This window comes from Streptococcus pneumoniae (assembly GCF_001457635.1).
Classification (GTDB): domain Bacteria; phylum Bacillota; class Bacilli; order Lactobacillales; family Streptococcaceae; genus Streptococcus; species Streptococcus pneumoniae.
In genome coordinates, this window is record NZ_LN831051.1 from 1,025,623 (window position 1) to 1,051,867 (window position 26,245).

The following is a 26,245-nucleotide window of genomic DNA, read 5'->3' on the forward strand; positions in this document are numbered from 1 at the left end:
AGGCTTGATTTGGTGAATCAAGTCTTTTTTCTCTCTTTTACTGCCATTTGTGATAAAATAGTATAGAACGATTTTTTACATGAATGATAAAACAGAGGTAAATATGACAATCGGTATTGATAAGATTGGTTTTGCGACCAGTCAATATGTCTTGAAATTACAAGACTTAGCAGAAGCGAGGGGAATTGACCCTGAAAAATTAAGTAAAGGACTCTTACTCAAGGAATTGAGTATTGCGCCCCTAACTGAGGACATCGTGACCTTGGCGGCCAGTGCTAGTGACTCTATTTTAACTGAGCAAGAAAGACAAGAAGTTGACATGGTCATTGTGGCGACCGAGTCAGGAATTGACCAGAGTAAGGCTGCGGCCGTCTTTGTGCATGGCTTGCTGGGCATCCAGCCCTTTGCTCGTAGTTTCGAGATTAAAGAAGCCTGCTATGGGGCGACTGCTGCCCTCCATTATGCCAAATTGCATGTGGAAAATTCTCCGGAGTCCAAGGTCTTGGTCATTGCAAGTGATATTGCCAAATACGGTATTGAAACTCCGGGAGAACCCACTCAGGGTGCCGGAAGTGTGGCTATGTTGATTACACAAAATCCACGCATGATGGCCTTTAATAATGACAATGTAGCTCAGACCCGTGACATCATGGATTTCTGGCGACCAAATTACTCGACAACTCCTTATGTAAATGGTGTCTATTCTACCCAACAATACTTGGATAGTTTGAAAACGACTTGGCTTGAATATCAAAAACGCTACCAGCTTACTTTGGATGATTTTGCGGCTGTTTGTTTCCACTTGCCTTATCCTAAATTAGCGCTAAAAGGCTTGAAAAAAATCATGGATAAGAGCCTGCCTCAAGAGAAAAAAGACCTCTTACAAAAGCATTTTGACCAGTCTATTCTCTACAGTCAAAAGGTGGGGAATATCTACACAGGTTCACTTTTCCTTGGACTTTTGTCTCTCTTGGAAAATACAGATAGCTTGAAAGCTGGGGATAAAATCGCCCTTTATAGTTACGGAAGTGGAGCTGTGGCTGAGTTCTTCAGTGGTGAATTGGTTGAAGGATATGAAGCTTATTTGGATAAAGACCGCTTGAACAAGCTCAACCAACGAACTGTCTTATCCGTTGCAGACTATGAAAAGGTCTTTTTTGAGGAAGTAAACTTGGATGAAACAAACTCTGCCCAGTTTGCTGGCTATGAAAATCAAGATTTTGCCTTGGTTGAAATTCTCGACCACCAACGCCGTTATAGCAAGGTTGAAAAATAATGAAGATAAGTTGGAATGGATTTTCTAAAAAATCATACCAAGAGCGCCTCGAGCTGTTAAAAGCTCAGGCGCTCCTTAGTCCTGAGAGACAAGCTAGTCTGGAGAAGGATGAACAGATGAGCGTGACTGTGGCAGACCAGCTGAGTGAGAATGTAGTGGGAACTTTTTCTCTGCCTTATTCACTGGTTCCGGAGGTACTTGTCAACGGTCAGGAATACACCGTTCCCTATGTGACAGAAGAACCCTCTGTGGTTGCGGCGGCCAGCTATGCCAGCAAAATCATCAAGCGTGCAGGTGGTTTTACTGCACAAGTCCATCAGCGACAGATGATTGGGCAGGTAGCCCTTTATCAAGTTGCTAATCCTAAACTAGCGCAAGAGAAGATTGCCAGCAAGAAAGCGGAGCTCTTGGAGCTTGCCAATCAAGCCTATCCTTCTATCGTTAAACGTGGAGGTGGGGCGCGTGATCTGCATGTCGAGCAGATAAAAGGCGAACCAGACTTTCTCGTTGTTTATATTCATGTCGATACCCAGGAAGCCATGGGTGCCAATATGCTCAACACCATGCTGGAAGCCTTGAAACCAGTCTTAGAAGAACTCAGTCAGGGACAGAGTCTCATGGGAATCCTGTCCAACTACGCGACCGATTCTCTGGTGACTGCAAGCTGTCGCATCGCCTTTCGCTACTTGAGCCGCCAAAAGGATCAAGGACGAGAGATTGCGGAGAAAATTGCGTTGGCTAGTCAGTTTGCGCAGGCTGATCCTTACCGAGCTGCTACTCATAATAAAGGAATTTTTAATGGTATTGATGCGATTTTGATTGCCACTGGTAATGACTGGCGTGCCATCGAAGCTGGGGCCCATGCCTTTGCCAGTCGAGATGGACGCTATCAAGGTCTTAGTTGCTGGACGCTGGACCTTGAAAGAGAAGAATTGGTCGGTGAGATGACCCTGCCCATGCCTGTAGCGACTAAGGGTGGCTCTATCGGCCTCAACCCACGTGTAGCTCTCAGTCATGATCTACTAGGAAATCCTTCTGCCAGAGAATTAGCCCAGATTATCGTGTCCATCGGTCTTGCCCAAAATTTTGCAGCCCTCAAAGCCTTGGTAAGTACGGGCATCCAGCAAGGCCACATGAAACTACAGGCCAAATCCCTAGCTCTCCTAGCTGGGGCTAGTGAATCTGAAGTTGCTCCCCTAGTAGAGCGCCTCATCTCAGATAAAACCTTTAACCTAGAGACAGCCCAGCGCTATCTCGAAAATTTAAGATCATAAAAACTCAGACGAATCGGTCTGAGTTTTCTTGTGTTTAAATACTTTTTCCTGGTAATAGTGTAACTGGTAAGAAGTAACCAGTTGTGGCGACTTCCTTGCCTTCAATCTTTTGCAAGAGAAGATCAATAGTGAGACAAGCAATCTCTTCCAAAGGTTGCTTGATAGTAGCCAATTGAGGGTAGTAATTTTCGATAAAGTAGGTCCCATCATAGCCGATAACCTTGAGCTCTTTTGGGACAGAAATGCCCAATTCTTGAGCGATTTTAATGATCAGAATAGCTGTCAAATCATCCGAAGCAAAAATGGCATCTGGTTTTTCCCGGGTCAAGATATTCTTGATTTCCATTTCTTTTCTGACGGGAGAAAAGTCACTGGAAACATTGATAATAGGAGCTTTTGGGAGTACGGATGCAAAACCAGCGTGGCGCAGTCCGGTTGGCGAATTGGAATTGTCATTCCCTGTAATCATGATGATAGACTGGGCACCTGTCTTGACCAAGGTTTGGGCAGCAAGAACCCCACCAGCATAGTTGTCAGAGGAGACAACAGGGATGTCTGGCGATAGGTTTCGGTCAAAGGAAATAATCGGCGCTGTCACACGATTGTAGTCTTCGATTCCTAGGTTGTGACTACCAGAAATGATGCCGTCTACCTGATTGGCTTCCAACATTTCGATGTATTCGCGTTCCTTCTCAGAATCATGTTCACTGTTGCAGATGATGGTCTTGTAACCATTTTTGAAGAGTTGGTGTTCCAATTTATCAATCAATTCTGCATAGAAAACATTGGAAATATTGGGGAAAATCAAGCCGATTAACTTAGCTGATTTTCCTTGCAGACTACGAGCCAGGTTGTTGGGTTTATAGCTTAATTCTCTCATGGCTTCATTGACTTTTTGGATGGTTTTCTCAGATAGATACCCTTTTTTATTGATAACCCGAGAAACGGTAGTAGGACTGACGCCTGCAAGTTTGGCGACATCAGTTAGTTTTGCGACCATAATCTAATTCATAGTAAGTTCCAGTTGGGTTTCCAGATTTGATCAGGATACCATTTTGGTCCGCATGTGGGAAGACACGACCAGAAAATACTTTTTCTCCTTTATTGATGAAAATTTCAAAGACAGAGTTATCGATGAAGATTGTAGCAGTAGTAGCCTGATTCTCGATAGGGCAAGAACGAGTTGTCCCAAATTCTTGGGCATACTGTTCTCCAGCCTGGCTACGATCCACTGTCACTTGACCGTTTACAAGGTCAAAGTTGATTGAAAGTCCCTTACCTTCTTTATCAGCAAGTAAGACAATCTCGCTCTGGCTATTAGCTTCCAAGTTGAGTTCAAGTTCGTAAGTGTTCTTGGTTTGGGAACGGTTTGAGAAGGCTTCTTCAGAAGCACGAAGGTCCTTAATAGCAGCGACTGGATACTGGTAGAGCTTGTCGTCTTTGATAGTGAGTTCCTTGACCAAAGAGAAGGTTCCTTGGTGATCAAAACAGTCAGATGGGTAAGAAACATCTGGCAAACCAAGCCAGCTAACTGCTAGAGCACGCCCATCAGGAGCGTTGAAGGCTTGAGTTGCATAGGCTTCGAAACCGTAATCCATGTTTTGAAGTTGAGACACATCTACCATTTTGGCATTTTTAGGGTCAAAGGAAGCCCCAATCTTATACATATTTGGAAAGATATTATCGTAGTCTAGAACTTTCTTATCCAATCCTTGTGGACAGTAGAGAAGGACAGGCTGTTCCTCTACAAAGACCAGATTAGGACATTCCATCATGTAGGCAGTACGGTCGTTAGCAAAGTCAAGGTCGCCAACTGCTTGCCAGTTTGTGTAGTCGTTATTGACAGCCTTGTAGAGACGGACGAAGCCTTTTTTCTCCAAGTCCTGTCCACCGACGACAGCATAGTATTGACCTTTAAAGTTAAAAATTTGTGGATCGCGGAAGTGGTCAGTAGAGTCTGCTGGCTGGTCAATCAAGATCTTGTCAATCTTTGTAATCTTACCCTCCTTGTCCATCAAAGCACCGATCTGGTATGGGTGACGGATCCAGTTTTCATCGCGAACATTTCCTGTATAAAATAGGAATAAGTTATCGCCAAATTGCATGGCAGAACCAGAGTAGGCACCGTGGCTATCTAATGGAGTATCTGGTAAAACTTTGATTCCAGTTTCTTTAAAGTGAACCAAATCATCACTTTCTAGCTGTGCCCAAGATTTCAAACCGTGGGCTGCACCAAAAGGAAAATTCTGGTAAAAGAGGATCCACTTGCCATCAAAGTAAGAAAAGCCATTTGGGTCGTTGAGAAGTCCTGTTTTTGGCTCAACATGGTAATGAGTATGCCATGGAGATTGTGCCATATTTTCCTTTATATGTTGAATTTCTTCTTGCGTCCAATCTTGATAAAGTCTGTAACGACGCTCAGTTGTCCATTCCATTCATTCCTCCAAAAATCTTATCACTTTTAATAGTAACTGTTTTCGATAAAAAATGCAAGCCTTTTATGTTAAAAAAGAGGAAAAACTGTCAAACGATTATCATAAAATAAATACAGGAAATCAATCAAATTTTTACGAAAATGTGAAAGATAATGAAATAAAATACTTTTTAACCAAGGTTTCAAACTTATTTTTCAAGGAATTCCTGATGAAACAGTCAAAAACAATCAATCTAAAGCTTGCCCACTAAGTGGATAGAATATTTTTATGCAAAACGCTTGACATATTTTTAAAACATGATAAAATAATAGTCGTAAGGGCGAATAAAATCGCTTTCAAACAAGAACAAAATGTTATATAAGGAGATTTTTGCAAATGAACAATCAGGAAATTGCAAAAAAAGTCATCGATGCCTTGGGCGGACGTGAAAATGTCAATAGTGTTGCCCACTGTGCGACTCGTCTACGTGTCATGGTCAAAGATGAAGAGAAAATCAATAAAGAAGTGATTGAGAACTTGGAAAAAGTTCAAGGTGCTTTCTTTAACTCAGGGCAATACCAAATTATCTTTGGTACAGGTACAGTTAACAAAATGTACGATGAAGTTGTTGTACTTGGATTACCAACATCATCTAAGGATGACATGAAAGCAGAAGTTGCTAAACAAGGGAACTGGTTCCAACGTGCTATCCGTACTTTTGGTGATGTTTTCGTTCCAATCATCCCAGTTATCGTAGCGACAGGTCTCTTCATGGGTGTGCGTGGTCTTTTCAACGCTCTTGAAATGCCACTTCCAGGTGACTTTGCAACTTACACACAAATCTTGACAGATACAGCCTTCATCATCTTGCCAGGTTTGGTTGTGTGGTCAACCTTCCGTGTATTTGGTGGAAATCCTGCCGTTGGTATCGTTCTTGGTATGATGCTTGTCTCTGGCTCACTTCCAAACGCTTGGGCAGTTGCTCAAGGTGGTGAAGTAACAGCGATGAACTTTTTTGGTTTCATCCCTGTTGTTGGTTTGCAAGGTTCCGTTCTTCCAGCCTTCATCATCGGGGTTGTCGGAGCTAAATTTGAAAAAGCTGTCCGCAAGGTTGTTCCAGATGTCATTGACCTCTTGGTAACACCATTCGTGACACTTTTGGTCATGTCTATCCTTGGACTCTTTGTCATTGGACCAGTTTTCCACGTTGTTGAAAACTACATCCTTATTGCTACAAAAGCGATTCTTAGCATGCCATTTGGTCTTGGTGGTTTCTTGATTGGTGGGGTTCACCAATTGATCGTCGTGTCAGGTGTGCACCACATCTTCAACTTGCTTGAAGTGCAATTACTTGCTGCTGACCATGCTAACCCATTCAACGCTATCATCACAGCTGCTATGACAGCTCAAGGTGCTGCTACTGTTGCGGTTGGTGTTAAAACAAAAAATCCAAAACTGAAAACACTTGCTTTCCCGGCTGCTCTTTCTGCCTTCCTAGGTATTACAGAGCCTGCTATCTTCGGGGTGAACTTGCGCTTCCGTAAACCATTCTTCCTTTCATTGATTGCTGGTGCAATCGGTGGTGGATTGGCTTCTATCCTTGGACTTGCTGGTACTGGTAATGGTATCACCATCATCCCTGGTACAATGCTTTATGTTGGTAACGGACAACTTCCACAATACCTTCTTATGGTAGCTGTATCATTTGCCCTTGGTTTTGCTCTTACTTACATGTTTGGTTACGAAGATGAAGTAGACGCAACTGCAGCTGCAAAACAAGCTGAAGTGGCTGAAGAAAAAGAAGAAGTTGCGCCAGCAGCTCTTCAAAATGAAACACTTGTAACTCCTATCGTCGGTGATGTTGTCGCTCTTGCTGATGTCAATGACCCAGTCTTCTCAAGTGGAGCTATGGGACAAGGTATCGCTGTGAAACCAAGCCAAGGCGTGGTCTATGCACCAGCTGATGCTGAAGTTTCAATTGCCTTTCCAACAGGGCACGCTTTTGGTTTGAAAACAAGAAATGGTGCTGAAGTTTTGATTCACGTTGGTATTGACACTGTATCTATGAACGGTGACGGTTTTGAAGCAAAAGTTGCTCAAGGTGATAAGGTGAAAGCTGGCGATGTTCTTGGAACATTTGACTCAAACAAAATCGCTGCAGCTGGACTTGATGATACAACAATGGTTATCGTTACAAATACAGGTGACTACGCTTCAGTAGCTCCAGTCGCAACAGGTTCAGTTGCGAAGGGGGATGCTGTGATCGAAGTGAAAATCTAATCAATCCTCTCTAATGTGAAAACGAACAAATGACATGTTTGTTCGTTTTTATTAGATAGTAAGATTTACAGAGGAAAATCTAAAAAATAGAGACATTTAGACTTTCGAAGTATGCTATAATAAAGAAAATAAAAACAAGAGGTTTATCATGACAAAATTATATGGAAGCTTGGAAGCGGGCGGTACAAAGTTTGTCTGTGCTGTCGGTGATGAAAACTTTAACGTTGTAGAAAAAACACAATTTCCAACAACAACTCCAATCGAAACAATCGATAAAACCATTGAGTTCTTCTCAAAATTCGATAACCTTGCTGGTCTTGCAGTTGGTTCATTTGGGCCGATTGATATTGACAAAAACTCAAAAACTTATGGCTTTATCACGACGACTCCAAAACCAAACTGGGCAAATGTGGACTTGCTTGGTGCCCTTCGTCGCGCCCTAAACGTGCCAATGTACTTCACAACAGACGTAAATAGCTCTGCTTACGGTGAAGTGGTTGCCCGTAACAATGCTGGTGGTCGTATCGAAAACTTGGTTTACTACACAATCGGTACAGGTATCGGTGCAGGTGTCATCCAACGTGGTGAGTTTATCGGTGGTGTGGGTCACCCTGAAATGGGTCATTATTATGTTGCTAGACACCCAATGGATATTGAAAAAGAGTTTAAGGGTGTTTGTCCTTTCCATAAGGGATGTCTGGAAGGCTATGCAGCTGGTCCAAGTTTGGAAGCTCGTACAGGTGTACGTGGGGAAACTATTGAACTCAACAACCCTGTTTGGGATGTTCAAGCCTACTATATCGCTCAAGCTGCGGTTAATGCGACAGTGACTTTCCGCCCAGACGTGATTGTCTTTGGTGGAGGGGTCATGGCTCAACAACATATGCTGGACCGTGTCCGTGAGAAATTTACATCTCTTCTTAATGGTTACCTACCAGTACCAGATGTGCGTGACTATATCGTGACGCCAGCAGTCGCAGGAAATGGTTCTGCCACACTTGGGAACTTTGTTCTTGCAAAAGAAGTTTCAAAATAAAGCACAAAATCCGCTTGGGAAACCAAACGGATTTTGTGGTTGAAAACAATATTTTTGAGCCTTTCCTTAAGTGATTACGGACGGTAGCGACTTTCTTCGAAATTCCATACCTAAACTTTGAGCCTAGTGTCTCAAAGTTTCCGAATACCTGAAACCATTAGATTTCAGGTGTTTCTATCACGGCGGAAAGGCTAGGTAAGTCCTCGCCTCACTATCGAAAAATATGCATGATTTCCATACCAAAGTATATTTAGTATCAAGCTATAGTTAATCTACGCTTTAAAAATCCACTTGGGAAACCAAACGGATTTTTTACGTGTCAAAGCATTTGCCAGAAAAAGTCAATAATATAGGTCAGACCGTAGGTATAAACCACGAGGGTAAAGGGTTTGGTCAGAATGATGATGGTCATGTAGCGCTTGAAACTCATCTTGGTCAGGGCAGCCAGCATACAGAGAAAGTCAGCTGGGCTAATGGGCCAAATCATCATAAAAATAAAGAAGCGGTCAAAACGATTGCCCTTATCTAGCCAGCCGATGTACTTGTCGTAGGTGCGCTTGCTGACGACAGACTGGACAAAGGCAGCTCCGTATAGGCGCACTAGATAAAAGATAATGGCACAGCCAATCACGATGCCGATATAGTTGTAGATAGTCCCGATGATGTGCCCGTAGATAAAGACCCCAGCCACCGAGGTCAAGGCCCCTGGAATGATAGGGACGACAGTCTGTAAAATCTGTAAAAAGATAAAGAGAGGTGGACCCCAGATGCCTGCCTGCTGGATAAAGGCAGAGAGGGTTTCCTTGGATTGTAAAATCCCAGCCTGATAAGCCCAAATACAGAAAATCAAACTCCCAACCCCACCGACAATCGATGAGATATTGATAACTCGCTGCAGAAGGGGAGAAACAGCTTTCATTTGTTTATCCTGTGACATGTAAACTCCTCATAGATAGTATATTTCTACTATACCATATTTTGGAGGAGAAAGGGGGAATGAGTCTTTTTTGATAAGGAATAGAAAGTAAATAGCCCTTCGAGACTTAGAATAGGTCTGTCAACTAAAGGTTATATGCATTCTAGGTTTCGAATAATCGCAATTCCATAAATTTAAAAGCATTCTAAGTTTCGAATAGCTTATCTGAGATAATTTTGAGGCATTCGCGCTTTCGAATAGTCATTTTCCCTAAAGTTTAGATGTATTCTGAAGCTAGAAAGACTAAAATCTAAAAGTAGTAAGAGTCTCTCTCTGATGGACGTAATTTATGGCTAGTATGAATCCTTTGAATTGTTAGTTAATTTTAATATTAATCAGTTCTGAAATAATTACTAAATATAGTTAGATGGTGAATTAATTATTGCTAAATTTCAAGTTCAAGTTAGTCATCCAGAAGTCTTCTCTGGGGGACTTGTAGTTCAAGCATTTTTTAGGATAGTTGTTAATCCACTTTTCGATGAATGCGACTTCCTTTGTAGTCGTTTTCTTAGTTCCCTGAGGTAACCATCTATGAATGAACTTGTTGTGATTTTTATTAGATCCTATAGTGGTGTGCATAATAGATATAATAGATTGAAACTAGAATAGTACGCATCTACTTCTAAAACATTGTTAGAAATCGATTTGACTGTCCCGATCTATTTGTCCTGTTTTTATTTCATTTTACTATATAATCCTTAGAAAACATATGGGACAAGCGGTTGAATTCTGTTCCGTCCATTAGTAGATAAAGGATTACTCCTTCTTGAAATGACAGATGAACTTGTTTCTTATAAAAATGTTGTCTGAAACTATTAGCCTTTTTCCAGAAGTTTTAGAGGAAGAAAACTTTACGAGGAAAAAGGAGTTACTCAAATAACAATTCAGGATTAAAAATAGACAGTTGAGGAGCGGAAGGTATAAATTAAGTTTGCTACTGTATAATGGATTTATCACTAATACTCTTCGAAAATCTCTTCAAACCACGTCAGCTTCGCCTTGCCGTAGATATAGTTACTGACTTCGTCAGTTCTATCCACAACCTCAAAACAGTGTTTTGAGCTGACTTCGTCAGTTCTATCCACAACCTCAAAACAGTGTTTTGAGCTGACTTCGTCAGTTTTATCTGCAACCTCAAAGCTGTACTTTGAGCAGCCTACGGCTAGCTTCCTAGTTTGCTCTTTGCTTTTCATTGAGTATAAAAGTGCTCCAGGCCATATTTTACACAGCAATAGTCTTCTAAAAATGGACACAAAACGTTGTAAAGGCTATCAAAAAGGAGTATAATGAGTGCAAGAAATTTCGGAGGTGAAAGATGCTAGAAGTAAGAAGTCTAGAGAAAAGTTTTGGATCCAAGCAAGTTTTGTTTGGTATTGACTTTCAAGCGCGACCAGGTCGTATTTTGGGACTAGTCGGAAAAAATGGTGCTGGAAAAACAACGATTTTCCATAGTATTTTGAAATTCCTAGAATATCAGGGAGAAATCGGTCTGGATGGTCAGGATATTCGTCAGGAGACCTATGCTCGGATTGGTTATCTGCCTGAAGAACGCAGTCTCATGCCTAAATTGACAGTTCTTGAACAAGTTCGCTACTTGGCGACTCTAAAAGGCATGGATGCCAAAGAAGTCAAAGGAAAACTCCCTCAATGGATGAAGAGGTTGGAAGTAAAAGGAAAGCTGACAGATAAAATCAAGAGTCTGTCAAAAGGAAATCAGCAGAAGATTCAGCTCATTATTACTCTGATTCATGAACCAGACCTGATTATCTTGGATGAGCCTTTTAGTGGATTGGACCCAGTTAATACAGAATTGCTCAAACAAGTCATTTTTCAGGAAAAAGAGCGCGGAGCAACCATTATCTTTTCTGACCATGTCATGACCAATGTTGAGGAACTTTGTGACGATATTCTGATGATCCGAGATGGCCGTGTGGTCTTGCACGGACCAGTTCAGGATGTCCGCAATCAATACGGGAAAACGCGTCTCTTTGTTTCAAGTGAACGAAGCAAGGAAGAATTGGAAAATCTTCCTCATGTCAAACAGGTGAGCTTGACCAAACAAGGCAGTTGGAAATTGATTTTGGAGGATGAGAGCGCTGGAAGGGAACTCTTCCCAATCTTGACTCAAGGTCAATATATCGCAACATTTGACCAACAAGCGCCAACTATCGATGAAATCTTTAAACTAGAATCAGGAGTGGAAGTATGAGAAATATGTGGGTTGTAATCAAGGAAACCTATCTTCGACATGTCGAGTCATGGAGTTTCTTCTTTATGGTGATTTCGCCGTTCCTCTTTTTAGGAATCTCTGTAGGAATTGGGCATCTCCAAGGTTCTTCTATGGCTAAAAATAATAAAGTGGCAGTAGTGACAACAGTGCCATCTGTAGCAGAAGGACTGAAGAATGTAAATGGTGTTAACTTCGACTATAAAGATGAAGCAAGTGCCAAAGAAGCAATTAAAGAAGAAAAATTAAAAGGTTATTTGACCATTGATCAAGAAGATAGTGTTCTAAAGGCAGTTTATCATGGCGAAACATCGCTTGAAAATGGAATTAAATTTGAGGTTACAGGTACACTCAATGAACTGCAAAATCAGCTTAATCGTTCAACTGCTTCCTTGTCTCAAGAGCAGGAAAAACGCTTAGCGCAGACAATTCAATTCACAGAAAAGATTGATGAAGCCAAGGAAAATAAAAAGTTTATTCAAACAATTGCAGCAGGTGCCTTAGGATTCTTTCTTTATATGATTCTGATTACCTATGCGGGTGTAACAGCTCAGGAAGTTGCCAGTGAAAAAGGCACCAAAATTATGGAAGTCGTTTTTTCTAGCATAAGGGCAAGTCACTATTTCTATGCGCGGATGATGGCTCTGTTTCTAGTGATTTTAACGCATATTGGGATCTATGTTGTAGGTGGTCTGGCTGCCGTTTTGCTCTTTAAAGATTTGCCATTCTTGGCTCAGTCTGGTATTTTGGTTCACTTGGGAGATGCTATCTCACTGAATACCCTGCTCTTTATTTTGATCAGTCTTTTCATGTACGTAGTCTTGGCAGCCTTCCTAGGATCTATGGTTTCTCGTCCTGAGGACTCAGGGAAAGCCTTGTCGCCTTTGATGATTTTGATTATGGGTGGTTTTTTTGGAGTGACAGCTCTAGGTGCAGCTGGTGACAATCTCCTCTTGAAGATTGGTTCTTATATTCCCTTTATTTCGACCTTCTTTATGCCGTTTCGAACGATTAATGGCTATGCGGAGGGAGCGGAAGCATGGATTTCACTTGCTATTACAGTGATTTTTGCGGTGGTAGCAACAGGATTTATCGGACGCATGTATGCTAGTCTCGTTCTTCAAACGGATGATTTAGGGATTTGGAAAACCTTTAAACGTGCCTTATCTTATAAATAGAAGAGCCTTGCGAAAGCGAGGTTTTTAAAGGTGAAAAGGGTGGAATCACGAACCTAATTATGTACACATTATGTAAACAGGTTGCTTGAAAACTCAATTGTATAGTGAACTGAATCTGGAATAGGATAATATTACTTCTAAAACATTCTTATAAATTGATTTGAATTCCAAAATCCCATCGTTCCGTTCTTATTTCATTTTGCGATATAGCGAAAGGAAATAAGTCAGCTCACAAAAAACGCATAATATCAAGGATTTTTAACACTTGATACTATGCGTTTTCTAATTTTAAAGACTTTTTGCCTGGTCTCTTTTGTTCTATGAGTATGTTACATATCTAGGTAAAAATTATTTAAAGCAAATTAACCTTATTTCTCAAGATGTAGTAGGTTCCGAGATAAAAGATAGCTATGAATATGAGTTCTTTAACAATGGCTATACCTGCTCCCATATAGAAATGGTCATTGAGTCCTACCAGTGAATTGACATAGAAATTGGAACTAAGATTGAAGAAAAGTTCAATAAATCCAATGACGATTTGGATACCAATGTAGGCTGCAACAGCGAGTGCTGTACGGTATTCATTGAAAAGCTGTCCAATGGAAATAGCCAGGTAGATGCAGAGGATTCCTGAAATGGTATTTAGTAGGAAGGATATACCTGTAAGAAAGATCTGAGGGAGATGTGTTTCTACAAATGTAATCACATAAGAAAGAGGAATCCATTCTGGAGCTGTTAAAGCCAGAATAATAACAGCACTTAGAGCCAATACAGCGGTGCTAATCAATGACCAGATAAAGGCACCGATTAGTTTGGCTGTGATGATATGGTGTTCAGAAACTGGCAAGGTCAAAGTCAGATAGCCTTGTCGGTCGTAGACACTACCTTTGAAGCGTTTAATAATCAAGAAAATGGTTGAAATCGCAAGTGTAAGCATCAAGCCACCAAAGACTGTAGCTAGAAAAAGTAGCATAGTAGCCTGACTTTCTTGGTAAGGTAGATTTTTAAAGCCTTGTGTCTGTATTCCGATGAGGGCAGAAAGGACTAGCACGGCTGCGTAGAGGGCTAAATACCACTTGTTAACATTTTTAAATTCGTAGTGAACTAAATTCCAAAACATAAATAATCTCCTTTGCTTAGGCCTTAAATTCCTGACGGAAGAGTTGGTCAATGGATTCACCTGACTCGTAGCGAATATCATCTACATTTCCTTGACGGACGACTTTTCCGTCTTTTAGGAAGACAATTTCATCCAAGATTGGCTCGATATCAGAAATCAAGTGGGTAGAAATCAAAACGGTAGAAGTTGGTGAGTAGTTGTTGATAATGGTATTGAGGATATAAGCACGGGCTGCTGGATCCACCCCACCAATGGGTTCATCCAAAACATAGAGACGAGCATCACGGCTCATAACCAAAATCAGTTGAACCTTTTCTTTGTTTCCTTTTGATAGTTTCTTGAGACGACTATTTTCATCAATGCCCAGGTCTGCAAGTAGATGATGAGCGCGTTCAAGATTGAAATCTTTATAGAAGGTCTTGAAGTAGGTTAGGGCTTCTTTGACCTTCATTTGCTCATTGAGATAGGTCGTATCAGGCAAATAAGCTACAACGGCCTTGGTTGCTGGGCTTGGGTCCATGTCGTTGATGAGGACACGTCCTTGATCTGGTTGTAAGAGGCCATTAATTAGTTTAATCAGGGTTGTTTTTCCTGAGCCGTTTGGCCCAAGAAGGCCGACAATTTTTCCAGCTGGAATGTCAAGAGAAACATTTTCAAGGGCTGGTGTTGCTCCATATGATTTGGATACATTTTCAAATGCTAGTAATGACATAGGCTTAAACTCCTTTAATATAATCACTGACTACGCCTGGTAGTTCTTCTTTTTCATAGCCAAAATGGGTCATGGAGGAAACGAAGTGTTCCAATTCTTCTTCTGATAATTGTTTGCGTGACTGAGCGATTAGCTCCTTATCCTTAGTCACAAATCGTCCAGTTGTTCGCTTGCTGTAGACAAATCCTTCTCGTTCAAGGTCTGATAAGGCTCTTTGGATGGTATTGGGATTGACACCAGCCTCGCTAGCTAGCTCCCTCACGGTTGGAAGTTGTTGATTGGGTTCCAGTGTATGGGAAACAATCTGAAGCTTGATTTTCTCCATAATCTGTAAATAGATGGGTTTTTTGTTGTCAAATGTCCAGGACATCTTAGTCTCCTTTCTCTTATCCTTTTGTCTTAATTAAATAATACAACAAAACAAAAAACTTGTCAAGCAAAAAGAAGAATTGTTTTGGGAATCGCTTAAAAAATGGTATAATGAAAAGAAAACGATAAGGAGGGAAAGGATGCGTTGTCCAAAATGTGGGGCTACCAAGTCAAGTGTTATCGATAGTCGCCAAGCAGAAGAAGGGAACACCATTCGTAGAAGACGAGAGTGCGACGAGTGCCAACACCGTTTTACAACCTACGAACGAGTAGAAGAAAGAACCTTAGTGGTTGTTAAAAAAGATGGCACACGGGAACAATTCTCCAGAGATAAAATCTTTAATGGGATTATCCGCTCAGCCCAGAAACGTCCTGTGTCAAGTGATGAAATCAACATGGTAGTCAATCGTATCGAACAGAAACTCCGTGGTCGAAATGAAAATGAAATTCAAAGTGAGGACATTGGTTCACTCGTCATGGAGGAGTTGGCTGAATTGGACGAGATTACCTATGTACGTTTTGCTAGTGTCTATCGTAGTTTTAAGGATGTCAGTGAGTTAGAGAGCTTGCTCCAACAAATCACCCAGTCCTCTAAAAAGAAAAAGGAAAGATAAATGAAGCCAATTGACCGTTTTTCTTATCTAAAGAATAATCGGGTGTCGCAAGATACCTCATCTCTGGTACAGTGCTACCTCCCGATTATCGGTCAGGAGGCACTGAGCCTTTATCTTTATACAATCAGTTTTTGGGATAATGGTAGAAAGGAATATCTTTTTTCAAGCATTCTCAACCATCTTAACTTTGGGATGGATAGACTGATAAAATCATTGAAAATCTTATCTGCTTTTAATCTCTTGACCCTCTATCAAAAGGGGGATGTTTATCAGCTAGCCCTCCATGCTCCTCTATCTAGTCAAGACTTCTTGGAGCATCCTGTTTATCGCAGACTCTTAGAGAAAAAGATTGGCGATGTAGCTGTGGAGGATTTGAAAGTTGAAAGTGCTGATGGTGAAGAAATACCTGTCTCACTCAATCAAGTCTTTCCAGAATTGGCAGAACTAGGCAGTCAAGAAGACCTTGGTCTCAAGAAGAAAGTGGCCAATGATTTTGACTTGGAACATTTTCGCCAGCTGATGGTTCGAGATGGACTTCGTTTTGCGGATGAGCAGTCCGATGTCTTAAACCTCTTTGCTATTGCCGAGGAGAAGAAATGGACTTGGTTTGAAACCTATCAATTGGCCAAGTCAACAGCTGTTTCTCAGGTTATTTCAACCAAACGCATGCGTGAAAAAATTGCTCAAAAACCAGTTTCCTCTGACTTTAGTCTTAAGGAAACAACCATTATCAAAGAAGCCAAAAGTAAAACTGCCCTGCAGTTCTTGGCAGAAATCAAGCAAACACGCAAGGGAACCATTACCCAAACAGAAAGAGAACTCTTGCAACAGATGGCTGGCTTGGGCTTGCTGGACGAAGTCATCAATATCATTCTTTTATTGACCTTTAATAAGGTCGATTCGGCAAATATCAATGAGAAATATGCCATGAAGGTAGCCAATGACTATGCCTATCAAAAGATTCATTCGGCAGAAAAGGCAGTCTTGCGCATCCGTGAGCGAGGACAGAAAGCAAAAACACAAAAACAGAATCAGACTGCCCCAGTAAAAACCAATGTTCCTAAATGGAGTAATCCTGAATATAAGAATGAAACCAGCGAGGAAACTCGTCTGGAACTAGAACGTAAGAAGCAAGAACTATTAGCTCGATTAGAAAAAGGAGGAGATTAGATGGAAAGTGTCGGAGACGTACTCAAACGTCAACCCAGCCGTTTTTATTATCAAGATTTGGTCCAGAAAATCATGAAGGACCCTGATGTTGCGGCTTTTATCCAGCAAGAATCCTTGACTCCAGAGGAATTAAATCGCAGTATCTCCAAGTTTAATCAGTACATCACCGAGCGTGACAAGTTTCTCCGTGGGGATACGGATTATATTGCCAAAGGCTACAAGCCGATTTTGGTTAAGAATCATGGCTATGCAGATGTTTCATATGAAGAAACTCCTGAGCTAATCGCGGCTGAAAAAGAAGCGGCTATTAAGAACCGTCTCAAGTTAATCAATCTACCAGCCAGTCTCAAGAAAGCTAGTTTGGCTCAAGTTGACTTGGATGATTTGGGGCGCTTACCAGTTTTTGAAAAGCTACTAGCCTTCGTGGAGCAATATCCAGCTATTCGAAAAGGTCTTTACTTATATGGAGACTTTGGTGTGGGTAAAAGTTTCATGGTGGCGGCCTTAGCTCATGATTTATCAGAAAAACGTGGTGTTTCATCAACTCTCCTCCACTATCCTAGCTTTGTCATTGATGTCAAAAATGCTATCAGTGATGGCAATGTTAAGACCTTGGTGGATGAGATTAAGCTGTCTGAGGTCCTGATTTTAGATGATATTGGCGCCGAGCAATCAACCGTTTGGGTGCGTGACGAAATCCTGCAGGTCATTCTCCAATATCGGATGCAGGAAAATTTACCGACCTTTTTCACATCCAACTTCAACTTTGAAGATTTGGAGAAGCATTTTGCGAAAGTGAAACATGGAAATGACGAAACCTGGGAAGCCAGACGGGTCATGGAACGCATCCGTTATTTGGCTGAGGAGACTCGTTTAGAAGGAGTAAACCGTCGATGACAGAAACCATTAAATTGATGAAGGCTCATACTTCAGTGCGCAGGTTTAAAGAGCAAGAAATTCCCCAAGTAGACTTAAATGAGATTTTGACAGCAGCCCAGATGGCATCATCTTGGAAGAATTTCCAATCCTACTCTGTGATTGTGGTACGAAGTCAAGAGAAGAAAGATGCCTTGTATGAATTGGTACCTCAAGAAGCCATTCGCCAGTCTGCTGTTTTCCTTCTCTTTGTCGGAGATTTGAACCGAGCAGAAAAGGGAGCCCGACTTCATACCGACACCTTCCAACCCCAAGGTGTGGAAGGTCTCTTGATTAGTTCGGTCGATGCAGCTCTTGCTGGACAAAACGCCTTGTTGGCAGCTGAAAGCTTGGGCTATGGTGGTGTGATTATCGGTTTGGTTCGATACAAGTCTGAAGAAGTGGCAGAGCTCTTTAACCTACCTGACTACACCTATTCTGTCTTTGGGATGGCACTGGGTGTGCCAAATCAACATCATGATATGAAACCGAGACTGCCACTAGAGAATGTTGTCTTTGAGGAAGAATACCAAGAACAGTCAACTGAGGCAATCCAAGCTTATGACCGTGTTCAGGCTGACTATGCTGGGGCGCGTGCGACCACAAGCTGGAGTCAGCGCCTAGCAGAACAGTTTGGTCAAGCTGAACCAAGCTCAACTAGAAAAAATCTTGAACAGAAGAAATTATTGTAGAAAGTGAGAAATTATGGCCCTACCAACTATTGCCATTGTAGGACGTCCCAATGTTGGGAAATCAACCCTATTTAATCGGATCGCTGGTGAGCGAATCTCCATTGTAGAAGATGTCGAAGGAGTGACACGTGACCGTATTTATGCAACGGGTGAGTGGCTCAATCGTTCTTTTAGCATGATTGATACAGGAGGAATTGATGATGTCGATGCTCCTTTCATGGAACAAATCAAGCACCAGGCAGAAATTGCCATGGAAGAAGCAGATGTTATCGTTTTTGTCGTGTCTGGTAAGGAAGGAATTACTGATGCAGACGAATACGTAGCTCGTAAGCTTTATAAGACCCACAAACCAGTTATCCTCGCAGTCAACAAGGTGGACAACCCTGAGATGAGAAATGATATCTATGATTTCTATGCTCTCGGTTTGGGTGAACCATTGCCTATCTCATCTGTCCATGGAATCGGTACAGGGGATGTGCTAGATGCGATCGTAGAAAATCTTCCAAATGAATATGAGGAAGAAAATCCAGATGTCATTAAGTTTAGCTTGATTGGTCGTCCTAACGTTGGAAAATCAAGCTTGATCAATGCTATCTTGGGAGAAGACCGTGTTATTGCTAGTCCTGTTGCTGGAACAACTCGTGATGCCATTGATACCCACTTTACAGATACAGATGGTCAAGAGTTTACCATGATTGATACGGCTGGTATGCGTAAGTCTGGTAAGGTTTATGAAAATACTGAGAAATACTCTGTTATGCGTGCCATGCGTGCTATTGACCGTTCAGATGTGGTCTTGATGGTCATCAATGCGGAAGAAGGCATTCGTGAGTACGACAAGCGTATCGCAGGATTTGCCCATGAAGCTGGTAAAGGGATGATTATCGTGGTCAACAAGTGGGATACGCTTGAAAAAGATAACCACACTATGAAAAACTGGGAAGAAGATATCCGTGAGCAGTTCCAATACCTGCCTTACGCACCGATTATCTTTGTATCAGCTTTAACCAAGCAACGTCTCCACAAACTTCCTGAGATGATTAAGCAAATCAGCGAAAGTCAAAATACACGTATTCCATCAGCTGTCTTGAACGATGTCATCATGGATGCCATTGCCATCAACCCAACACCGACAGACAAAGGAAAACGTCTCAAGATTTTCTATGCGACCCAAGTGGCAACCAAACCACCAACCTTTGTCATCTTTGTCAATGAAGAAGAACTCATGCACTTTTCTTACCTGCGTTTCTTGGAAAATCAAATCCGCAAGGCCTTTGTTTTTGAGGGAACACCGATTCATCTCATCGCAAGAAAACGCAAATAAAAAAGTAGAATCTGGAATGACAGTTCCGGATTTTTTTGATATAATAAAATAATAGAAAACGCTATCAAAAGAAGGAGGGTGATGTCGGTGATGGAACATTTGTTTAAATTCTTACTTTTAGCACCGTACTTTTATTTTGATAACTGGATTGAGAAGGCCAACAGAAATAGTAAGTTTTTTCCAATTTTTTATTATTTTTACTGGTTTTACATCCCCTTCTATTCTCTTTTTAGCCTTGCTTGGACAGTTGTTTCAGTTCTGTTTTTCAATACCGTCTTGAGAAATGTGACAGATATCAAGTTATGGGGCATTTGGTTTCTTTTTATTCTGCTAGCTATTGGTATGAATTGGTTAACTTATTCCTGTTTCAAAGAAATGTTTCGCTTGAGACAGGAACTAGGGAAGTCTAAGGGTGGAAGGCATTGATTTATATCGGTTTCTATTTGTAGGAGGTGGCTTATGGTACCTCTAAAATCATTTATTACACGCTATTCCAAGGTTTATATTGGTAATAACATTTAATAGAACGAAACTAAAGAAAACAATTTAAAAAAGGAGGCTTGTGATGGAACACTTGTTTAAAATGATAATCTTATTACCCTGTTTTTACTTTTTCAGCTGGATTGACAAGGATAATAGAGAAAGTAAATTTTTCCCAATTTTTTACTATTTTTACTGGATTTACATCACCCTCTATGCTCTTTTTAGCCTTGCTTGGACAGTTTTTTCAGTTCTGTTTTTCAATATCGTCTTGAGAAATTTGACAGATATCAAGTTATGGGGTATTTGGTTTCTTTTTATTCTGCTAGCTATTGGTATGAATTGGTTAACTTATTCCTGTTTCAAAGAAATGTTTCGCTTGAGACAGGAACTAGGGAAGTCTAAGGGTGGAAGGCATTGATTTATATCGGTTTCTATTTGTAGGAGGTGGCTTATGGTACCTCTAAAATCATTTATTACACGCTATTCCAAGGTTTATATTGGTAATAACATTTAATAGAACGAAACTAAAGAAAACAATTTAAAAAAGGAGGCTTGTGATGGAACACTTGTTTAAAATGATAATCTTATTACCCTGTTTTTACTTTTTCAGCTGGATTGACAAGGATAATAGAGAAAGTAAATTTTTCCCAATTTTTTACTATTTTTACTGGATTTACATCACCCTCTATGCTCTTTTTAGCCTTGCTTGGACAGTTTTTTCAGTTCTGTTTTTCAATATCGTCTTGAGAAATTTGACAGATATCAAGTTATGGGGTATTTGGCTATTATTACTACTTATCGCTTTTGCTAGTGACTGGTTAGACTATATCTGTTTCAAAAAAATGCTTCGCTTGAGACGGGAACTAGGGAAGTCTAAAGGTGGAAGGCATTGATTTATACTCTTCGAAAATCTCTTCAAACCACGTCAACGTCGCCTTGGATTATATATGTAACTGACTTCGTCAGTCTTATCTACAACCTCAAAGCAGTGCTTTGAGCACCCTGCGGCTAGTTTCCTAGTTTGCTCTTTGATTTTCATTGAGTATTATATTACTTTCTATTTTTAGGAGGTGGCTTATGAAGATTCCTCTCTTAACTTTGGCAAGGCATAAATTTGTTTATGTCTTGCTTACTTTGCTTTTTCTTGCTTTGGTTTATCGTGACGTTTTGATGACTTATTTCTTTTTTGATATTCATGCGCCCGATCTAGCTAAATTCGATGGACAAGCAATTAAAAATGACTTATTAAAATCAGCATTAGATTTTCGTATTCTCCAGTTCAATCTAGGTTTTTATCAATCATTTATTATTCCAATCATCATTGTTTTGCTAGGTTTTCAATATATTGAGCTGAAAAATAAAGTTTTACGATTGAGTATTGGAAGAGAAGTGAGCTATCAAGGGTTAAAAAGAAAGTTGACTTTGCAAGTTGCAAGTATCCCTTGTTTGATATATTTAGTGACTGTGCTGACAATTGCAATTATAACCTATTTCCTTGGGACTTTTTCTCCTCTTGGATGGAGTTCTCTATTTTCTGATGGAAGTGGTTTACAAAGACTCCTAGATGGAGAGATAAAAAGCTATTAGTTCTTTACTTGTGTCCTGCTAATCGGTATTTTCATCAATGCAATCTATTTTTTACAAATAGTTGATTATGTGGGGAATGTGACTCGTTCGGCAATCACCTATTTGATGTTTCTTTGGCTTGGTTCTATGCTGCTCTATAGTGCCTTGCCTTACTATATGGTTCCTATGACGAGTTTGATGCAAGCTAGCTATGGGGATGTAAGTTTGATGAAACTCTTTACTCCTTATATCCTTTATATTGTCCCTTACATGGTGCTTGAAAAATATGAAGATAATGTTTAAGAATTTTAACAATATTTTGCTAAAGAGAAAGATTGTTTTACTACTTCGTATAGTTCTGATGATGATTTTGATAAACCATCTATTGTCAACAGCGGTTCAAAAGCAGGATGCTGTTATCTTTTTCAAGAGAGAATTGATTTCAATTTTTTCCTATAATGACTATTCTGAAGCGAATTTAGAAATCCCCAAACTCTTGTTAAACCTTTCGCTTTTCATGGTAGGATGGCTCTCTGTCATTTTACTTGAAAGTGATTTGGCAGACCATTACCATCACTTGATTCGCTATCAATCAAGCTCCTTTTTCGATTATACAAGGAAACGATTGGTTGTCATTTCTAAATTTTTTACTCAAGATTTGTTTGTCTGGTTCCTTGGTTTACTTCCTCTAGGAATTCATTTCAAAACAGTCGCACTTTTCTTTTTACTTGCTCAGTTAATGATGTTGTACTTACTACTGTCTTATCTGATAGCACTGATTAGTGCGGGCGCTGGTTTTTCCTTTTTTCTCTATTTTTTAGCATTTGTGGGACAAGAATGGATGATGGATCATATTGTAACAGTGTATTTACTACTCTTAAGTTTATTAGTTATGTTGATTGTTAGTCGCTTGGAAGAGAAATTTAAGGTCGCTTGGAAGAGAAATTTAAGAAAGGATAAACGATGAGACTTGAAATTATAAATGGACAGAAAATTTATGGGAAAAGACCTATTTTAAATCAGTTGAATTTGGTGTTTCAATCAGGAAAAATTTATGGACTTAAAGGTGATAATGGATCTGGCAAGACGGTTCTTTTAAAGATACTTGCTGGTTATATTAAGCTTGACAAAGGAAAAGTTCTTCAAGATGGTAAAGTTTACGGGGTAAAAAATCATTATATTCAGGATGCAGGAATTTTAATTGAAAAAGTCGAGTTTTTATCTCATTTATCCCTGAGAGAAAATTTGGAACTGTTAAGGTATTTTTCATCTAAAGTTACGGAAAAAAGAATTGCCTATTGGATTCAATACTATGATTTACAGGAATTTGAAGACGTTGAATACCGTCATTTATCCTTGGGAACAAAGCAAAAAATGGCCTTGATTCAAGCCTTTATTTCCTCTCCTTCTATACTCTTTCTCGATGAACCTATGAATGCTTTGGATGAGAAGAGTGTGAGGATAACCAAACAGGTCATTTTATCTTACCTGAAAAAAGAAAATGGTCTGGTTATCCTGACGTCGCACATATCGGAAGATATTTCAGACCTTTGTACAGATGTATTAGTTGTCGAAAATGGACATATACAATATGTAAAGGATATACAATCCTAGGAGATGGCTTATGGCACATCTAAAATCATTTATTACACGCTATTCCAAGGTTTATATTGGTTTAGTTCTGCTGATCTGGCTGTCTTTCTTCTTTATCCCTTGGGATAGAGCGATTCTGGGGGTAAGGATTGACATCTTCATCATGCAGAAAATCTTGCTAGCTTTTGGAATTCTGTCCATTCTCATGGCCTTGCTGTCCAAGAAAGTCAGTCTCTTTGTTTTTGGACTGATTTGCTGTCTTTCTCTTTGGATTAACTTATTTATCACATTTGCCATTTTGCCGATTTTTGGCAATTAAACAGTCATAAAAGTCGGAGAGGTTAGCTTGAAAACTAACCTCTTTTTCCTTTTCAAAATGGGGATTCTTCCTTGAAAATAATCAGTAATTGTGCTAAAATTAAAGGAACATTCTAAAATATTCGGAATTTAAAGTAAGGAAAAACATGGCTAATATTTTAAAAACAATTATCGAAAATGATAAAGGAGAAATCCGTCGTCTGGAAAAGATGGCTGACAAGGTTTTCAAATACGAAGACCAAATGGCTGCTTTGACTGACGACCAACTAAAAGCAAAAACAGTTGAATTTAAGGAACGTTATCAAAATGGAGAATCACTGGATTCATTGCTTTACGAAGCATTTGCGGTTGTCCGTGAAGGTGCCAAACGTGTCCTAGGTCTCTTCCCTTATAAGGTTCAGGTCATGGGGGGGATTGTTCTTCACCATGGTGACGTGCCAGAGATGCGTACAGGGGAAGGGAAAACCTTGACTGCGACCATGCCGGTATACCTCAATGCCCTTTCAGGTAAAGGGGTTCACGTAGTTACGGTTAATGAATACCTGTCAGAACGTGACGCGACTGAGATGGGTGAATTGTACTCTTGGCTTGGTTTGTCAGTAGGGATTAACTTGGCTACCAAATCTCCAATGGAGAAAAAAGAAGCCTATGAGTGTGATATTACTTACTCAACTAACTCAGAAATCGGATTTGACTACCTTCGTGACAACATGGTCGTTCGCGCCGAAAACATGGTACAACGTCCGCTTAACTATGCCTTGGTCGATGAGGTTGACTCTATCTTGATTGACGAGGCTCGTACACCTTTGATTGTATCAGGTGCCAATGCGGTTGAAACCAGTCAGTTGTATCACATGGCAGACCACTATGTAAAATCTTTGAACAAAGATGACTACATCATCGATGTGCAGTCTAAGACTATTGGTTTGTCTGATTCAGGGATTGACAGGGCTGAAAGCTACTTCAAACTTGAAAACCTCTATGACATCGAAAACGTGGCTTTGACTCACTTTATCGATAACGCCCTTCGTGCCAACTACATCATGCTTCTCGATATTGACTATGTGGTGAGCGAAGAGCAAGAAATCTTGATTGTCGACCAATTTACAGGTCGTACCATGGAAGGTCGTCGTTATTCTGATGGATTGCACCAAGCTATTGAAGCCAAAGAAGGTGTGCCAATCCAGGATGAAACCAAGACATCTGCCTCAATCACGTACCAAAACCTTTTCCGTATGTACAAGAAATTGTCTGGTATGACGGGTACAGGTAAGACTGAGGAAGAAGAATTCCGTGAAATCTACAACATTCGTGTTATTCCAATCCCAACAAACCGTCCTGTTCAACGTATTGACCACTCAGACCTTCTTTATGCAAGTATAGAATCTAAGTTTAAAGCGGTTGTCGAAGACGTTAAGGCTCGTTACCAAAAGGGTCAACCTGTCTTGGTTGGTACAGTAGCGGTTGAAACTAGTGACTACATTTCTAAGAAATTGGTTGCAGCTGGTGTTCCTCACGAAGTCTTGAATGCCAAAAACCACTATAGAGAAGCCCAAATCATCATGAATGCTGGTCAACGTGGTGCCGTTACCATTGCAACCAACATGGCGGGTCGTGGTACCGACATCAAGCTTGGTGAAGGTGTTCGTGAACTTGGAGGACTTTGTGTTATTGGTACAGAACGTCATGAAAGTCGTCGTATCGATAACCAGCTTCGTGGACGTTCAGGTCGTCAAGGAGATCCAGGTGAGTCACAATTCTACCTATCTCTTGAAGATGATTTGATGAAACGTTTTGGTTCTGAACGCTTGAAGGGAATCTTTGAACGCTTGAACATGTCTGAAGAGGCGATTGAGTCTCGCATGTTGACGCGTCAGGTTGAAGCAGCTCAGAAACGTGTCGAAGGAAATAACTACGATACCCGTAAACAAGTCCTTCAATACGATGATGTCATGCGTGAACAACGTGAGATTATCTATGCTCAACGTTACGATGTCATCACTGCAGATCGTGACTTGGCACCTGAAATTCAGTCTATGATCAAACGCACGATTGAACGTGTCGTTGATGGTCATGCGCGTGCCAAACAAGATGAAAAACTAGAGGCAATTTTGAACTTTGCTAAGTACAACTTGCTTCCTGAAGATTCTATTACGATGGAAGACTTGTCAGGCTTGTCTGATAAGGCCATCAAGGAAGAGCTTTTCCAACGTGCCTTGAAGGTTTACGATAGTCAGGTTTCAAAACTACGCGATGAAGAAGCAGTTAAAGAATTCCAAAAAGTTTTGATTCTACGAGTGGTGGATAACAAGTGGACAGATCATATCGATGCCCTTGATCAATTGCGTAATGCGGTTGGACTTCGTGGCTATGCTCAGAACAACCCTGTTGTTGAGTATCAGGCAGAAGGTTTCCGTATGTTTAATGATATGATTGGTTCGATTGAGTTTGATGTGACACGCTTGATGATGAAAGCACAAATTCATGAACAAGAAAGACCACAGGCAGAACGTCATATCAGTACAACAGCGACTCGCAATATCGCTGCTCACCAAGCAAGTATGCCAGAAGATTTGGATTTGAGCCAGATTGGACGCAATGAACTTTGCCCATGTGGTTCTGGTAAGAAATTTAAAAACTGTCACGGTAAAAGACAATAAAATGAGATAGTTTAGAGGCGGATATCTTGTGAAAAGTAAATTTTTACT

The 26,245-nt window shown here is 40.5% G+C and carries 25 protein-coding genes and 2 pseudogenes; 19 read left to right on the forward strand and 8 right to left on the reverse strand.

Annotation, left to right across the window (positions count from 1 at the left end; all coding sequences use genetic code 11):
• The first annotated feature begins 103 nt into the window (after positions 1-103).
• Together AT689_RS05525 and AT689_RS05530 are read left to right on the forward strand one after the other, a co-directional pair.
• Positions 104-1,276, forward strand: coding sequence for a hydroxymethylglutaryl-CoA synthase (locus AT689_RS05525; protein WP_000151962.1), 1,173 nt, complete (start codon positions 104-106; stop codon positions 1,274-1,276).
• Complete coding sequence (locus AT689_RS05530; RefSeq protein WP_000704388.1) at positions 1,276-2,550, forward strand: hydroxymethylglutaryl-CoA reductase, degradative; 1,275 nt, start codon at positions 1,276-1,278, stop codon at positions 2,548-2,550. The genes AT689_RS05525 and AT689_RS05530 overlap by 1 nt, the downstream gene beginning before the upstream one ends.
• Positions 2,551-2,584: 34 nt before the next feature.
• Here AT689_RS05530 and AT689_RS05535 read toward each other — a convergent pair whose 3' ends face one another.
• Both AT689_RS05535 and AT689_RS05540 read right to left on the reverse strand, forming a co-directional pair.
• Positions 2,585-3,550: a LacI family DNA-binding transcriptional regulator gene (locus AT689_RS05535; RefSeq protein WP_000226016.1), complete on the reverse strand. Its 966-nt coding sequence runs from the start codon at positions 3,548-3,550 to the stop codon at positions 2,585-2,587.
• Complete coding sequence (locus tag AT689_RS05540) at positions 3,531-4,985, reverse strand: sucrose-6-phosphate hydrolase (RefSeq protein ID WP_000455302.1); 1,455 nt, start codon at positions 4,983-4,985, stop codon at positions 3,531-3,533. The genes AT689_RS05535 and AT689_RS05540 overlap by 20 nt, the downstream gene beginning before the upstream one ends.
• A gap of 375 nt (positions 4,986-5,360) precedes the next feature.
• Between AT689_RS05540 and AT689_RS05550 the strand changes: the two genes are divergently transcribed.
• Positions 5,361-7,244: a sucrose-specific PTS transporter subunit IIBC gene (locus AT689_RS05550; protein WP_001064551.1), complete on the forward strand. Its 1,884-nt coding sequence runs from the start codon at positions 5,361-5,363 to the stop codon at positions 7,242-7,244.
• Between the two features lie 148 nt (positions 7,245-7,392).
• Positions 7,393-8,280, forward strand: coding sequence for a fructokinase ScrK (scrK, locus tag AT689_RS05555; protein WP_000164313.1), 888 nt, complete (start codon positions 7,393-7,395; stop codon positions 8,278-8,280).
• A 319-nt stretch (positions 8,281-8,599) separates the two neighbouring features.
• Here scrK and AT689_RS05560 read toward each other — a convergent pair whose 3' ends face one another.
• From AT689_RS05560 to AT689_RS13425, 3 genes and pseudogenes are all read right to left on the reverse strand, one after another.
• On the reverse strand, positions 8,600-9,217 hold the full coding sequence (locus AT689_RS05560) for a TVP38/TMEM64 family protein (protein WP_000076185.1): 618 nt from the start codon (positions 9,215-9,217) through the stop codon (positions 8,600-8,602).
• 414 nt (positions 9,218-9,631) lie between these two features.
• Positions 9,632-9,820, reverse strand: a pseudogene (locus AT689_RS05565) (IS30 family transposase); the annotation flags it as partial.
• Positions 9,821-10,212: 392 nt separating this feature from the next.
• Entirely contained in the window at positions 10,213-10,449 is a 237-nt protein-coding gene (locus AT689_RS13425) for a hypothetical protein (RefSeq protein WP_000836792.1), read from the reverse strand.
• Between the two features lie 122 nt (positions 10,450-10,571).
• On the opposite strand from AT689_RS13425, the gene AT689_RS05575 reads away from it, so the two are divergent.
• Both AT689_RS05575 and AT689_RS05580 read left to right on the forward strand, forming a co-directional pair.
• Positions 10,572-11,465, forward strand: a complete 894-nt coding sequence (locus AT689_RS05575; RefSeq protein WP_000895297.1) for an ABC transporter ATP-binding protein — start codon at positions 10,572-10,574, stop codon at positions 11,463-11,465.
• A complete protein-coding gene (locus tag AT689_RS05580) occupies positions 11,462-12,661 on the forward strand; it encodes an ABC transporter permease (RefSeq protein WP_001245355.1) in 1,200 nt (399 codons plus the stop codon). Before AT689_RS05575 ends, AT689_RS05580 begins: the two co-directional genes overlap by 4 nt.
• Before the next feature lie 352 nt (positions 12,662-13,013).
• Here the strand turns inward: AT689_RS05580 and AT689_RS05585 are convergent, their stop codons facing one another.
• The 3 genes from AT689_RS05585 to AT689_RS05595 are packed head-to-tail and all read right to left on the reverse strand — an operon-like array spanning position 13,014 to position 14,863.
• Positions 13,014-13,781: a membrane protein gene (locus AT689_RS05585; RefSeq protein ID WP_000498745.1), complete on the reverse strand. Its 768-nt coding sequence runs from the start codon at positions 13,779-13,781 to the stop codon at positions 13,014-13,016.
• 16 nt (positions 13,782-13,797) lie between these two features.
• A complete protein-coding gene (locus AT689_RS05590; RefSeq protein WP_000054201.1) occupies positions 13,798-14,493 on the reverse strand; it encodes an ABC transporter ATP-binding protein in 696 nt (231 codons plus the stop codon).
• A gap of 4 nt (positions 14,494-14,497) precedes the next feature.
• Positions 14,498-14,863 (reverse strand): GntR family transcriptional regulator, encoded by a 366-nt coding sequence (locus AT689_RS05595; RefSeq protein ID WP_000119153.1) that lies wholly within the window; start codon positions 14,861-14,863, stop codon positions 14,498-14,500.
• A 139-nt stretch (positions 14,864-15,002) separates the two neighbouring features.
• Here AT689_RS05595 and nrdR point away from each other — a divergent pair, with 139 nt between their 5' ends.
• From nrdR to secA, 13 genes and pseudogenes are all read left to right on the forward strand, one after another.
• A complete protein-coding gene (nrdR, locus tag AT689_RS05600) occupies positions 15,003-15,476 on the forward strand; it encodes a transcriptional regulator NrdR (RefSeq protein WP_001203672.1) in 474 nt (157 codons plus the stop codon).
• Entirely contained in the window at positions 15,477-16,646 is a 1,170-nt protein-coding gene (locus AT689_RS05605; protein ID WP_000802394.1) for a DnaD domain protein, read from the forward strand.
• A complete protein-coding gene (gene dnaI / locus AT689_RS05610) occupies positions 16,647-17,543 on the forward strand; it encodes a primosomal protein DnaI (RefSeq protein WP_000446531.1) in 897 nt (298 codons plus the stop codon).
• Entirely contained in the window at positions 17,540-18,253 is a 714-nt protein-coding gene (locus AT689_RS05615) for an NADPH-dependent oxidoreductase (protein WP_000140849.1), read from the forward strand. Before dnaI ends, AT689_RS05615 begins: the two co-directional genes overlap by 4 nt.
• A gap of 13 nt (positions 18,254-18,266) precedes the next feature.
• On the forward strand, positions 18,267-19,577 hold the full coding sequence (gene der, locus AT689_RS05620) for a ribosome biogenesis GTPase Der (protein WP_001207696.1): 1,311 nt from the start codon (positions 18,267-18,269) through the stop codon (positions 19,575-19,577).
• Between the two features lie 90 nt (positions 19,578-19,667).
• Positions 19,668-20,003, forward strand: coding sequence for a hypothetical protein (locus AT689_RS05625; protein WP_000400493.1), 336 nt, complete (start codon positions 19,668-19,670; stop codon positions 20,001-20,003).
• Positions 20,004-20,142: 139 nt separating this feature from the next.
• Positions 20,143-20,478 (forward strand): hypothetical protein, encoded by a 336-nt coding sequence (locus AT689_RS05630; protein WP_000400502.1) that lies wholly within the window; start codon positions 20,143-20,145, stop codon positions 20,476-20,478.
• A gap of 139 nt (positions 20,479-20,617) precedes the next feature.
• The gene (locus AT689_RS05635; protein WP_000400509.1) at positions 20,618-20,953 is read left to right on the forward strand and encodes a hypothetical protein; all 336 of its coding nucleotides are present in this window, start codon (positions 20,618-20,620) and stop codon (positions 20,951-20,953) included.
• Between the two features lie 184 nt (positions 20,954-21,137).
• A pseudogene (locus AT689_RS12510) lies at positions 21,138-21,929 on the forward strand (hypothetical protein).
• Complete coding sequence (locus AT689_RS05645) at positions 21,922-22,593, forward strand: hypothetical protein (protein WP_000475769.1); 672 nt, start codon at positions 21,922-21,924, stop codon at positions 22,591-22,593. The pseudogene AT689_RS12510 and the gene AT689_RS05645 overlap by 8 nt, the downstream one beginning before the upstream one ends.
• Positions 22,590-23,240, forward strand: a complete 651-nt coding sequence (locus AT689_RS05650; protein WP_001235283.1) for an ABC transporter ATP-binding protein — start codon at positions 22,590-22,592, stop codon at positions 23,238-23,240. The genes AT689_RS05645 and AT689_RS05650 overlap by 4 nt, the downstream gene beginning before the upstream one ends.
• A 10-nt stretch (positions 23,241-23,250) precedes the next feature.
• On the forward strand, positions 23,251-23,538 hold the full coding sequence (locus tag AT689_RS05655) for a hypothetical protein (protein WP_000940714.1): 288 nt from the start codon (positions 23,251-23,253) through the stop codon (positions 23,536-23,538).
• A 145-nt stretch (positions 23,539-23,683) separates the two neighbouring features.
• Positions 23,684-26,197, forward strand: coding sequence for a preprotein translocase subunit SecA (gene secA / locus AT689_RS05660; RefSeq protein WP_001274089.1), 2,514 nt, complete (start codon positions 23,684-23,686; stop codon positions 26,195-26,197).
• Positions 26,198-26,245: the final 48 nt, after the last annotated feature.

What these genes read in the sequence shown, in the direction of transcription:
- AT689_RS05525 (WP_000151962.1), top strand. Translation starts at nt 104, where the DNA reads ATGACAATCGGTATTGATAAGATTGGTTTTGCGACCAGTCAATATGTC.
- AT689_RS05530 (WP_000704388.1), top strand. Translation starts at nt 1,276, where the DNA reads ATGAAGATAAGTTGGAATGGATTTTCTAAAAAATCATACCAAGAGCGC.
- AT689_RS05535 (WP_000226016.1), bottom strand. Translation starts at nt 3,550, where the DNA reads ATGGTCGCAAAACTAACTGATGTCGCCAAACTTGCAGGCGTCAGTCCT.
- AT689_RS05540 (WP_000455302.1), bottom strand. Translation starts at nt 4,985, where the DNA reads ATGGAATGGACAACTGAGCGTCGTTACAGACTTTATCAAGATTGGACG.
- AT689_RS05550 (WP_001064551.1), top strand. Translation starts at nt 5,361, where the DNA reads ATGAACAATCAGGAAATTGCAAAAAAAGTCATCGATGCCTTGGGCGGA.
- scrK (WP_000164313.1), top strand. Translation starts at nt 7,393, where the DNA reads ATGACAAAATTATATGGAAGCTTGGAAGCGGGCGGTACAAAGTTTGTC.
- AT689_RS05560 (WP_000076185.1), bottom strand. Translation starts at nt 9,217, where the DNA reads ATGTCACAGGATAAACAAATGAAAGCTGTTTCTCCCCTTCTGCAGCGA.
- AT689_RS13425 (WP_000836792.1), bottom strand. Translation starts at nt 10,449, where the DNA reads ATGAAAAGCAAAGAGCAAACTAGGAAGCTAGCCGTAGGCTGCTCAAAG.
- AT689_RS05575 (WP_000895297.1), top strand. Translation starts at nt 10,572, where the DNA reads ATGCTAGAAGTAAGAAGTCTAGAGAAAAGTTTTGGATCCAAGCAAGTT.
- AT689_RS05580 (WP_001245355.1), top strand. Translation starts at nt 11,462, where the DNA reads ATGAGAAATATGTGGGTTGTAATCAAGGAAACCTATCTTCGACATGTC.
- AT689_RS05585 (WP_000498745.1), bottom strand. Translation starts at nt 13,781, where the DNA reads ATGTTTTGGAATTTAGTTCACTACGAATTTAAAAATGTTAACAAGTGG.
- AT689_RS05590 (WP_000054201.1), bottom strand. Translation starts at nt 14,493, where the DNA reads ATGTCATTACTAGCATTTGAAAATGTATCCAAATCATATGGAGCAACA.
- AT689_RS05595 (WP_000119153.1), bottom strand. Translation starts at nt 14,863, where the DNA reads ATGTCCTGGACATTTGACAACAAAAAACCCATCTATTTACAGATTATG.
- nrdR (WP_001203672.1), top strand. Translation starts at nt 15,003, where the DNA reads ATGCGTTGTCCAAAATGTGGGGCTACCAAGTCAAGTGTTATCGATAGT.
- AT689_RS05605 (WP_000802394.1), top strand. Translation starts at nt 15,477, where the DNA reads ATGAAGCCAATTGACCGTTTTTCTTATCTAAAGAATAATCGGGTGTCG.
- dnaI (WP_000446531.1), top strand. Translation starts at nt 16,647, where the DNA reads ATGGAAAGTGTCGGAGACGTACTCAAACGTCAACCCAGCCGTTTTTAT.
- AT689_RS05615 (WP_000140849.1), top strand. Translation starts at nt 17,540, where the DNA reads ATGACAGAAACCATTAAATTGATGAAGGCTCATACTTCAGTGCGCAGG.
- der (WP_001207696.1), top strand. Translation starts at nt 18,267, where the DNA reads ATGGCCCTACCAACTATTGCCATTGTAGGACGTCCCAATGTTGGGAAA.
- AT689_RS05625 (WP_000400493.1), top strand. Translation starts at nt 19,668, where the DNA reads ATGGAACATTTGTTTAAATTCTTACTTTTAGCACCGTACTTTTATTTT.
- AT689_RS05630 (WP_000400502.1), top strand. Translation starts at nt 20,143, where the DNA reads ATGGAACACTTGTTTAAAATGATAATCTTATTACCCTGTTTTTACTTT.
- AT689_RS05635 (WP_000400509.1), top strand. Translation starts at nt 20,618, where the DNA reads ATGGAACACTTGTTTAAAATGATAATCTTATTACCCTGTTTTTACTTT.
- AT689_RS05645 (WP_000475769.1), top strand. Translation starts at nt 21,922, where the DNA reads ATGTTTAAGAATTTTAACAATATTTTGCTAAAGAGAAAGATTGTTTTA.
- AT689_RS05650 (WP_001235283.1), top strand. Translation starts at nt 22,590, where the DNA reads ATGAGACTTGAAATTATAAATGGACAGAAAATTTATGGGAAAAGACCT.
- AT689_RS05655 (WP_000940714.1), top strand. Translation starts at nt 23,251, where the DNA reads ATGGCACATCTAAAATCATTTATTACACGCTATTCCAAGGTTTATATT.
- secA (WP_001274089.1), top strand. Translation starts at nt 23,684, where the DNA reads ATGGCTAATATTTTAAAAACAATTATCGAAAATGATAAAGGAGAAATC.